The sequence below is a fragment of the Halomonas sp. SIMBA_159 genome (assembly GCF_046536035.1).
GTDB classification, from domain to species: Bacteria; Pseudomonadota; Gammaproteobacteria; order Pseudomonadales; family Halomonadaceae; genus Vreelandella; species Vreelandella venusta_A.
In genome coordinates this window covers 24633-34873 of sequence record NZ_JAWJBT010000031.1, presented here as the reverse complement: position 1 = coordinate 34873, position 10241 = coordinate 24633, and the positions used below count along the sequence as shown (strand labels likewise).

Annotated in this window: 9 protein-coding genes and 2 tRNA genes; 9 read left to right on the top strand and 2 right to left on the bottom strand. The window is 51.5% G+C overall.

Annotated features, from left to right (window positions below):
• Window positions 1–2: 2 nt before the first annotated feature.
• Window positions 3–77, top strand: a tRNA-Gly gene (locus tag R0J87_RS17080).
• Between the two features lie 161 nt (window positions 78–238).
• Here R0J87_RS17080 and R0J87_RS17075 read toward each other — a convergent pair.
• Entirely contained in the window at window positions 239–1870 is a 1632-nt protein-coding gene (locus R0J87_RS17075) for a methyl-accepting chemotaxis protein (protein ID WP_498887663.1), read from the bottom strand.
• 274 nt (window positions 1871–2144) lie between these two features.
• Between R0J87_RS17075 and R0J87_RS17070 the strand changes: the two genes are divergently transcribed.
• The 6 genes from R0J87_RS17070 (at window position 2145) to R0J87_RS17045 (ending at window position 6074) form a co-directional block, all read left to right on the top strand.
• Complete coding sequence (locus R0J87_RS17070; RefSeq protein WP_498887662.1) at window positions 2145–3107, top strand: ABC transporter ATP-binding protein; 963 nt, start codon at window positions 2145–2147, stop codon at window positions 3105–3107.
• Entirely contained in the window at window positions 3104–3877 is a 774-nt protein-coding gene (locus R0J87_RS17065; protein ID WP_188638077.1) for an ABC transporter permease, read from the top strand. The genes R0J87_RS17070 and R0J87_RS17065 overlap by 4 nt, the downstream gene beginning before the upstream one ends.
• 54 nt (window positions 3878–3931) lie before the next feature.
• The gene (queF, locus tag R0J87_RS17060) at window positions 3932–4765 is read left to right on the top strand and encodes an NADPH-dependent 7-cyano-7-deazaguanine reductase QueF (RefSeq protein WP_498887660.1); all 834 of its coding nucleotides are present in this window, start codon (window positions 3932–3934) and stop codon (window positions 4763–4765) included.
• Window positions 4766–4794: 29 nt separating this feature from the next.
• Window positions 4795–5355, top strand: a complete 561-nt coding sequence (locus R0J87_RS17055; protein ID WP_404345194.1) for a nitroreductase family protein — start codon at window positions 4795–4797, stop codon at window positions 5353–5355.
• Between the two features lie 32 nt (window positions 5356–5387).
• Window positions 5388–5894 carry a YiiD C-terminal domain-containing protein gene (locus tag R0J87_RS17050; RefSeq protein WP_498887658.1) on the top strand — a complete coding sequence of 169 codons (507 nt, stop codon included), beginning with the start codon at window positions 5388–5390 and terminating at the stop codon, window positions 5892–5894.
• Window positions 5895–5986: 92 nt separating this feature from the next.
• Window positions 5987–6074: transfer RNA gene (locus tag R0J87_RS17045), tRNA-Ser, on the top strand.
• A gap of 1111 nt (window positions 6075–7185) precedes the next feature.
• Here the strand turns inward: R0J87_RS17045 and R0J87_RS17040 are convergent.
• Window positions 7186–7881, bottom strand: a complete 696-nt coding sequence (locus R0J87_RS17040) for a hypothetical protein (RefSeq protein WP_159341602.1) — start codon at window positions 7879–7881, stop codon at window positions 7186–7188.
• Window positions 7882–8076: 195 nt separating this feature from the next.
• Between R0J87_RS17040 and R0J87_RS17035 the strand changes: the two genes are divergently transcribed.
• Together R0J87_RS17035 and R0J87_RS17030 are read left to right on the top strand one after the other, a co-directional pair.
• Entirely contained in the window at window positions 8077–9753 is a 1677-nt protein-coding gene (locus R0J87_RS17035) for a hypothetical protein (protein WP_498887656.1), read from the top strand.
• A 78-nt stretch (window positions 9754–9831) separates the two neighbouring features.
• Window positions 9832–10032, top strand: a complete 201-nt coding sequence (locus R0J87_RS17030; RefSeq protein WP_153843651.1) for a helix-turn-helix transcriptional regulator — start codon at window positions 9832–9834, stop codon at window positions 10030–10032.
• The last annotated feature ends 209 nt before the right edge of the window (window positions 10033–10241 follow it).

The following is a 10241-nucleotide window of genomic DNA, read 5'->3' as shown; positions in this document are numbered from 1 at the left end:
TTGCGGGAATAGCTCAGTGGTAGAGCATCGCCTTGCCAAGGCGAGGGTCGAGAGTTCGAATCTCTTTTCCCGCTCCATGCAAACACCTCTCTTACGCATGAACCCCTTCTCGTATACACCCTGATTTATGCATTTATATGCACCGCTTAATAGCGGCGTTTTTGCGTGCGTGTCGTTTGAGAGTGTACGGATGAGGGCGGTAGGGTAGCGCCCAGGCGCAAGGCCTGAGCGCTGCGGGTTAATCTACCAGGGTGAAGTGGCCTACCACGCTGTTAAGCGACTGCGAGCGCTGCTTAAGGTCTTGGGCAGACGTAGCGGTTTGCTGAACCATCGAGGCGTTGTCTTGCGTTGCCTGATCTAGTTGAGCAATGGCGACATTAATTTGCTCAATGCCGCGGGTTTGCTCATGGGTGGCGGCAGTGATGTCTGCAAACAGGTCGTGTACCCGCTGGATGCGCTGATCAATATCCTGCATACGCTGCTTGGCGGTATCTACTAACGTGGCGCCGTTGCTCACTTGAGCGTTCGACGCGTTGATCAGTCCTTTGATCTCATGAGCGGCACTGGCCGAGCGGTTGGCTAACTGGCGAACCTCGCCTGCTACTACTGCAAAGCCACGGCCATGCTCGCCTGCGCGTGCGGCTTCAACCGATGCATTCAGAGCCAGAATATTGGTCTGGAAAGCGATGCTGTCAATCAGCGACACGATATCCGTGATTTTATCCGCTTCCGCGGTAATCTCTTGCATAGACGCCACTGCGTCGCCAATGGCTTTCTGACCGGCTTGAGAGGTTTCGCCCGCGCTGCGTACCAGCTCTTTGGCTTGTTCCACACTATCGGCGGTCTGGCGGACGGTCGCAGTCACCTCTTCCATGCTGGAAGATGTTTGCTGAAGCGCAGCGGCCTGCTGCTCGGTGCGAGAAGAGAGCTCCTGATTACCGGCGGCGATATCGCCTGCGTTGTGATCAACCGCAGAGCTAGTGGAGTGAATCTCCTGCATCGCGTCGCGCAGCTTGTCACGCATTTGACGAATATCGTAGAGCAGACTGCTGGAGTCGTTGTGATGCAGGGCTACAGGAGCGGTTAAATCACCCTGCGCAATCCTTGATACCACACTGGCGGCATAGCTCGGTTCACCGCCCAGACGGCGCAAGATCAGTGCGATCATGCCCCAAAACGCCAGCGTGACCAGTGCGCCTGCCACGATACCCACCACAATGCTCTCTACCAGCTGACGCATGATGGTGCTATTAACATCGCCTACAAAGACACTGCTGGCAACGTAGGTATCCCACGGGGTAAAGGCGGCAGAGTAAGCGCGAACTTGCGGTTGGGCGTCATCACCCCGGGCAAAGTTAGAGAAATACTCAGTAAAGCCGCTGCCCGTCTCCTGAGTATTTTCCAGAATGGTTTGGAAGATCAGCGTGCCTTCGGGGTCTTTTACCTGAGAAATGTCTTCCCCTACTTCACGGTTAGGGTGGGCTAGCATGCGCAGGCTGCCGTTAAAGGCAAAAAGATAGTTATCCTCTTCGCCAAAGCGCACATCGCGCAGGGTGTTGAAGGCCTGGCGCTGCGCTTCTGGCAGGGAAAGCTGGCCTTGCTCGGCAAGCTGGTGGTAGTGCTCTAGAGTGGAAAGCGCGATATCTACCGCAGTCACCATGCGCTGTTCGCGCTCGGTGTAAAGCAGTGCACGGCTTTGAAACGCATTGACCGCAATCATTACAGCCAGGATCAACCATAAAATAGCGACGCCTAACAGCCGCTGTCGGCGCAGTGGCAGTGCAGCCAGACCTTTTTGCGCAACAGTGGGTGAGTTTGATGGGGGTAAGTGGGTGTATGCGTCTGATGACGGCGTAATGGTAGTACTCATTATCGGATTGGCTCTCTTATAAATTCAGTATGTTCCCTTGATGTACCGCTGTGCGGGCAATGCGGCACCAGCTAATACTAAAGTATTAATTTAGCCGCGACTGCAGTAATAGCGTGGAAAAGTGTCACCGATTGTAGGATTTAACACCGAGAAATCAGCAAGATGCCGCTATGTGGTAAAGCGTTATAAGCCGCTAACTTGAAAAAATATGCGCCTGCCCCGATATCCTTCTTTCTAGCTCTTTGTGCTCCCCACTTGCTGACAGGACATATTCATGGCCGAACCGGCATTGTCGATCCGTGGCCTTACCAAGGTGTATGGCAACGGCTTCCAAGCGTTAAAAGGTATTGATTTAGACGTCCAGCAGGGCGATTTTTTTGCGCTGTTGGGCCCCAACGGCGCAGGAAAGTCCACCACCCTGGGCGTTGTGTGTTCGTTGGTGCAAAAATCAGCGGGTAAGGTATCGATTTTTGGTATCGACATTGATAAAGACTTCGCCAAAGCGAAATATCAGCTCGGCGTGGTGCCGCAGGAATTCAACTTCAACCAGTTTGAGAAAGTGCTGGATATCGTGCTGGCCCAGGCGGGTTACTACGGCATGAAGCGCAACGAAGCGTTGCCCCGTGCCCAACAGCTGCTGACCGATTTAGGGCTGTGGGAAAAACGCAACGGCAGCGCGCGAATGCTTTCAGGAGGCATGAAGCGTCGCCTGATGATTGCGCGTGCCTTGATGCACCGACCCAAGCTGTTGATTCTCGACGAACCCACCGCCGGGGTCGATATCGAACTGCGCCGCAGCATGTGGGAGTACATGCGCCGCATTAACCGCGATGAAGGCACCACGATCATTCTGACCACGCACTACCTCGAGGAAGCTGAGAGCCTGTGCCGCAATATCGCCATTATTAATCACGGTGAAATCGTGCGAAACACCAGCGTACGTGAGCTGCTGGCGGAGCTTGACACCGAAACTTTCCTGTTGGATCTCGCTGCACCGGTTGCGCAAGTGCCTGTGATTGAAGGCTTTGAGGTGCAGCGAATCGAGCCGTCTCAGCTGGCGCTGGTGATTCACCGTGGCCAGCAGTTGAACGATGTGTTCAGTGCGTTAAGCGCGCAGGGTATCCAGGTGGTGTCGATGCGTAACCGCGCCAACCGCTTAGAGGAGATGTTTGTTTCCATGGTAGAGAGCAGTCAGCAGGCCATCGATCAGCGTGAACAGCAGGAGGCCCGCGCATGAATGCAATGCAAACCCTCGTGGCCTTATGGACGCTGGTGCTCAAGGAAATTAAACGCTTTACCCGTATTTGGCCGCAAACCTTGCTGCCGCCGTCCATCACCATGGCCATGTACTTCATCATTTTTGGCAACCTGATTGGGTCGCGCATTGGTGATATGGACGGCTTCAGCTACATGGACTTTATCGTGCCAGGGCTGATCATGATGTCGGTGATCACCAACAGCTACTCCAACGTGGCGTCCAGCTTCTTCTCCAACAAATTCCAGCGCTCCATTGAAGAGATGATGGTGTCACCCATGCCCAATGGCGTGATCCTTTCCGGGTTTATTCTGGGCGGCATGGCACGCGGCCTGGGCGTGGGGCTGATCGTGACGCTGGTATCGCTGTTTTTCACCCGCTTAACGGTCGAGCATCCGCTGCTCACGGTGTTGGTGGTGGTGCTCACCTCGGCGCTATTCTCCATTGGCGGCTTTATCAACGCCCTGTTGGCGAACAAGTTTGACGATATCTCCATCGTGCCGACGTTTATTCTGACGCCGCTCACCTATTTAGGCGGGGTGTTCTACTCGATTTCGATGCTGCCGGATTTCTGGCAGGGCGTCTCGATGCTCAACCCGATTCTGTATATGGTGAACGTCTTCCGCTACGGCTTTTTAGGCGTTTCTGATATTCCGGTAGTCTGGGCATTAGCGGCTATTTTCGCCTTTATTGTTGTCCTGTTTATGGTCGCGCTGACCATGCTAGAGCGCGGTAAAGGCATTCGCAGCTAATTCACGGCCTGACTGCAATGCCCTTATTGAACTAGCACGACTGAGAGAGTTTCCATGGCACATCGCCCCGACACTTTAGAACACGCGCCCCTGGGGCGCGATTCCGCTTACCCCGAGCAGTACGATGCGGGGTTGCTGTACCCCATTCCCCGTGCGGCCAATCGTGCGCCGCTGGGTATTGAAGAGGGCGCGCTGCCGTTTGTTGGCGAAGATGAGTGGCACGCGTTTGAGGTTTCTTGGCTCAATGGCCGCGGTAAACCGATCGTCGCCGTGGCACGCTTCCGTCTGCCGGCAAGCTCACCCCACTTGATTGAATCCAAATCCTGGAAACTCTACCTCAACAGCCTCAACCAAACCCGCTTTGCTAGCCAATCTGAAGTAGAAGATACGCTAGTGCGTGACCTCAGCAGCGCTGCCGGAGCCAGCGTGAGCGTTGAGCTACTGGGGGTGGATGATAGTGAGCTGGCCCCCCAGCGCCTGCCGGGGGAGTGCCTGGATGATCTAGATATCGAGGTGAGCGACTACACTCCAAGCGCCACGCACCTTGCTACCAGTGATGAGATCGTCGAAGAGACGCTGCACTCGCATCTTCTAAAATCTAACTGCCCGGTGACCGGTCAGCCGGACTGGGGTAGCGTGTTAATTCGCTATAAAGGCCCGAAAATCGACCGCGAGGGCTTGCTGAGCTACCTGATTGGCTACCGCCAGCATCAAGACTTTCACGAGCACTGCGTCGAGCATATTTTCACGGACTTGATGCAGCAGGCGAAGCCAGAGGAGCTATTGGTATTGGCCCGCTACGTGCGCCGTGGCGGCCTGGATATTAGCCCCTGGCGAGCCACTCCAGGGCTTACGCCTCCCAGCCCGCTGCGCCTTGCCCGGCAGTAATGCTTACCTTGAATGGAGAAGGAGTCACCATGGACGCCATCACGCTGCTTCACGAACGTAGCTCCATGGGCAAGCTCACCGAGCCTGCCCCCAGCGCCGACCAGCTCAGTGCCATATACCAAGCGGCCCTGCGCGCCCCCGACCACAAAGAGCTGCGCCCGTGGCGCTTTATCGAGTTCTCCGGCGAAGGCCGGGAACGCCTAGGTGAGCTGTTTGCCGAAGCCGAGTTTCAGGAAGATCCTCACGCCAGCGACGACACGCTAAATTCCGCGCGCAAAAAGCCGCTGCGTGCACCGATGATTATCGCGGTGATTGCCAAGGTGACGCCTGACCTTCCCAAAGTGCCTAAAATCGAGCAGGTGATTTCAGCAGGCTGTGCCGCCCACGGTATTTTGCTGGCGGCCCACGCGCTAGGTCTAGGAGCCATGTGGCGCAGCGGCAAATACGCGTTTGATCCCGTGGTGCGCAAAGGCCTGGGTCTGGATGAAGACGACGAAGTCGTTGCCTTTATCTATTTGGGCAGCCTAGCGGGTCGCCACAAGCCAGTGGCAACCCACAACAGTGCGGATTTTGTCGAGCGTTGGGATTAAATCCACGCCCCTGTAATGCCAAGGAGGACGCCATGAGTCAGCCCCGCCAACCCGGCATTCCATATCCCCGCCTGCCGCTACCGGAAGGCGAGGAGGATCTAGCCGCCTTTCAGCGCTGGCTGGAAGCGGCCATTCCTATGGTGGAGGCACTTGGCATTACCCGCATGAGCCAGGCCAACGGTGCGCTCACGTGGCAACTGGCGCTTACGCCCAACCTCAACGACAAAGGCACCGGCTTTGGCGGCGCGCTGAGCGCACAAGCCACGCTACAAGGCTGGTGCTGGGTCACTCTCTGGCTTCGCCAGCAGGGCAGGGCCCAGGATGTGGTGGTCGCCGAGGCAAGCCAGCGCTTTCTTGCCCCGGTCACGGGTGATTACCGCATGACCTGCGCCCCCAGCCATCCGGACGGCCCTGAAAAGCTTGCCGCAAAACTCAGCGAGCGAGGCAAGGGCAGTATCGAGTTAACCCATCAGCTCTACTGCGGTGATTCGCTCTGCCTCGAAGCCACAGGCCGCTACGCCGTGCTGGCAAACGCCTAGTCAGCAAAAAGGCTTGCTATTTCACGGCTTAGACCATAGAATATGCGCCGTTCTGTTGAGAAAGGCAGCGCCTAACAGCAGAGCTAAAATGTGGAGAGGTGTCCGAGTGGTCGAAGGAGCACGCCTGGAAAGTGTGTAAGTCGAAAGGCTTCGAGGGTTCGAATCCCTCCCTCTCCGCCAAGAATATAGATTAAGCCGCTGATTTCAGCGGCTTTTTTGTTTTTATAGTTTTATCAGTCCCCCAATTAGTCCCCCAGCGCTCCCAGGTGGTAGGAGAGTGCGTCTCGGCTGTCTTGCTACTGCCGTTGTCCGATAATCGCCAGCCGATGATCTCGCGTGTATAGCAGTCAATGATGACCGTTAGGCTACCTATCCTTACTACACCATAGTGTGACAAGTCGGTTGCCCAACGCTCATCCGTCCTTGAGGAAGCTGACGGTAGGCTCCTGGCTCAAGACCGAAAGTCTTGAGGCCGCTTGCGTACCTGCCAAACCTTCAGTCGAAAGATGTGCTGTATAGGCTTGCGGTTCACACTCCAGACGGCGATAGCCGTAAGTAGGAGAGTGCTCCAAGGCTAGTTTTACTTGGCTGACCAGCTCAGTATTGATCAAGCTGGGTTGGTTTATAACGTCCTCCTGATGGCTGCACTATAAACTGTGCAGCTACGAAGGGGCACTTCAATAGTTCAAGGGTAATCTAAAATACTTTGGAATTTAATGGCTTCACCTTTTTCACAGTATTGATGTTATTGCTTTGATTGCTATGGTTTTCATGGGACTCAGCAGTGGATTATCACTAACCCAGCCAATAGCCTCAACCAACGCTAAATAGGAAATCGAATTAATTGTGAATCGCCAATGACGTTCTAGGCCATCGTGCGGACTTTAGTGTTATTTTTGATACCACCAGGAGCGTGTATTTCCATTTTTAAAGTGAGCGATAAGGTGGTCTTAGTAAGGGCTTCTGTATTCTCCATAGAAGTTAAAGAGCTTGGCTTTTTCTCTGAAACCTCTAGCTAAATATTGAGTTTGACCATGATGCGTTAAAATAGAATTAAACTTTTATTTACACTTCGTGAACTGCGATTTTTGTTAATTGTGCCTTGTCTGGTACGTGCTCATCACGTTAATAAGAGCCCTCCGTTAATCAAGTTGTAATAAGCCTAACTGTGTTTGCTCTGTGGAATTTCACGAAATAGGCAGTCTTTATGTTTAGGTTGATGTAAGTGTTAAGTGTGACGATATTGCTGAATTTCAGGTTGCCATCTTCAAGTTTTAATGATTGGTGTTTTTTAGTAGTAGTAAAAGCCATATTTACAACCTTTTTTTAAGGCTTTTTCAAGTGTTTCAGGGTTTATAGAGCCGTCAGGAGACTGCATGATAGAGATTGTAGTTGCTAGCTCTGTAACGCGTTCTCTGACTAATTTAAAATAAATGGTGCGTAGGTTAAAGTCTTTAGATGGATCTCCTCCATTCTTCAGTACTTCAAGGCTACAGCGGTGGTTAATTTCGTTCATCAATTCATCGATCAAACTATCCACGTCACTTTGATGTATATATTGTTGTGCTACATCTAAAAACGAATCGCTTAAATTGCTGGTTTCTTTAGCTATAAAATTCTTTTTTCCCAGCGCCTCGTTAATAAGGTCGCTGAGTGTTTGTGCTTGAGACTGTTTACGCTTTTTCGCTAAAAGCTTTAGTTGCTTTATTTTTTTCTCTGGGATTTGAAGAGAGACTGGGTTGCCATTCTTCTTACGGTATTGGTACGTATTCCAGGCTCCTTTCATTTGCCTGCTGGCTTCTCGATATTCAGCTTCATCAGGAAGCTTCTTCAAGCTTTTAGCCATCTCAACATAACCGTACTCAGCAGGCGGTTTTACCGAAATGAACGCCGTAGAACCTTTGAAAATCTTACGCGCCAAGTAACTAGCTATCCACTCCAGCTGAGCAGGATCACGAGTTACGATCCAATCGAAAGGTTGAGTCATGAACAATTTCCACTAGTGAATTAGATATATCTAATTTTTTTTGAGTCGGCTGTCACATGTCAAATACATTGTACACATGCAATGTACGGTTTCAATGGTTAATTACAATGTAATAGAACAACGTAAAAAAGTGAATTGTTAAAAGTCCGTGAAATCGGATTTTTATTTTTTGTAGAATGCCGTAAGCTGCATGCTATGCACACATCCATTCTGACCTACAAGAACGCTCGCCTAACGCCCGAAGAACGATGGCTACTGATGCAGTGGGCGTCTGTGATAGGCGCTGACCAGAGCTTTGATGGCACGTTGAAGGATCTCTTCATGAGCCTAGGCATGACGTATGCGCAAGGCCGTCGAGCCTGGGGTTGTCTCATAAAAAAACACGGAGAAAGGCAAAACCAGTTTATTGAGATTGAGCGGCTACCTATTAAAGGACCAGGACGGCCAGCGGTACGTTATCGTTTATCAGCAAAGTTTGTGAAAGAACTACAGAAGTATCCGTTGTCTTCTACGCACCACGTAGAAGAAATAGCCACACTTACCAAAACGACCCTACTATCTGCTGAAAATAAAAATAAGGATCTGGTAAGAGATGGACGTCGCCGCCGTTCAAGGTTGACCTTGCCTAACCGGTGGCTATTAATGGTGTTGCTAGCTCATGCTGATACGCCAGGTGTAATAACCAGCCTTGGAATATCAACAATACGTCACCTCACTGGGATGTCACGCTCCCGCATAGATAGGCAACTGAAGAAATTGGTCGATTTAGGTATCGTTGCTCACCATGAGCCAGGGCGATACTCACACCAAGCTAAAAAACGCAAAACCTCTATTTATCTGCTTGATTTAGCCCACCCCTCATTTGGAAAACACACAAGAACGCCCATTACAATTGTGTCGCCGCCTTCAAGCACCAAACCCGAGGTAACGGAATCAACAAAAGGTGAAATAAAAAGAACGGAGTTAGTCGGTGGAATAGTGGATGCAGTGATGACTGCAGGGGTATGCAGCTTGCAAATCGAAGCATTGTTGAAGGAGTACAATGCCAACAAGGGTTCTGATAGTACCGTGTCAGACGATACTAAGGATGAATCAAAACGAGAGCATGATCCTTATCGCGAGGCTAAAAAATATCAAGAGAGATACAACGAAATCAAAATGGTTTTTGACCTGGCGCTATCAATGCTGCCAAGCACACGTTATCTAGAAGGTGGCGTTGAAGAACTTCTTAAGCGCTACGATGTGGAGGATGCAAACTGGTTACTTACCAGTGTTCATATCGATACTTGTCGTCTGCTAACTTCCTCCTGGAATGAATTGAAAGAAGGTTGTTCCGGGCCTGAACAGCCACAACATGACGTTATAGTGGCGACTGCTCGTCGTTTAGGCATAACGCCTGAATATGTGATCGAAACGAAACCTGAGCAGGAGTCAGAATGGGCGTCTGAAAAAGCAGACAACTATACAAAGGCCTTGGACGATAAGCCTCCCACAGTAGAACCAATAACAGAACAATTCTCTTATCACCCCTTGGCGCTACTGTTTTATGCCCTGTCACATCACCTAGCCAAACAGCTTCAGCGTGACATCATCCGTAATGGACACGGAGACGACGAAGCAATGACCTACATGCTTGTGCCTGTTTTTCCCAATTCACCTAACGGCTCGACCTTACCCGCGTTTCAACTACGTAGCTATGGCCTGCGTTCCGAAGATGCCGGTAAAGAGCCAACGACCACTATATCCCGCAGCCCTGTCAGCGAGGATCTAAAAACCTATTGGCAAACACATCATCAGGATTGCCTTTCAGCTATCAATGATGAGCCAGATGATGGCACAGAGTCTGACGCTCAAGAGCCGAGCGACGCATGACCACCAGTCGCCAAAGTCACTCTCCAATTAAAAAATACTCACCTGCCTCATCTCATGAACGAATAACAGGAGTTCGTCATGAGCAACCGACTCATCCGCATCAAAGACGTCATGGATCGCACCGGGCTGGCTAGATCGACGGTCTACAAGTACATCAACCTTGGGCAGTTCCCTCAGCCCATCAAGCTGGGCACTCGGGCTGTTGCCTGGGTCGAGCGCGAGGTGGAAGCCTGGATCTGCGAAAGCATCGAGCGCAGAGATCAAGTAGTGCTGAAGTAACTCAACCTTTCCTCATTTAATTGAAGAGTGATTATTCGCTAACGGCGACTCACTCCCACCAGCAACCATCAGTACCTATCGGTCACTACCCATTCCCAAGAACCTTGTTTAATTATTATTATTTAAATCAATTAGTTAAATCAAAGGGTAATGGAAGGGGCATCAAGCCCCGTACCTGAGTAGCGAGCGTAAAGGTAGCCATCCACACG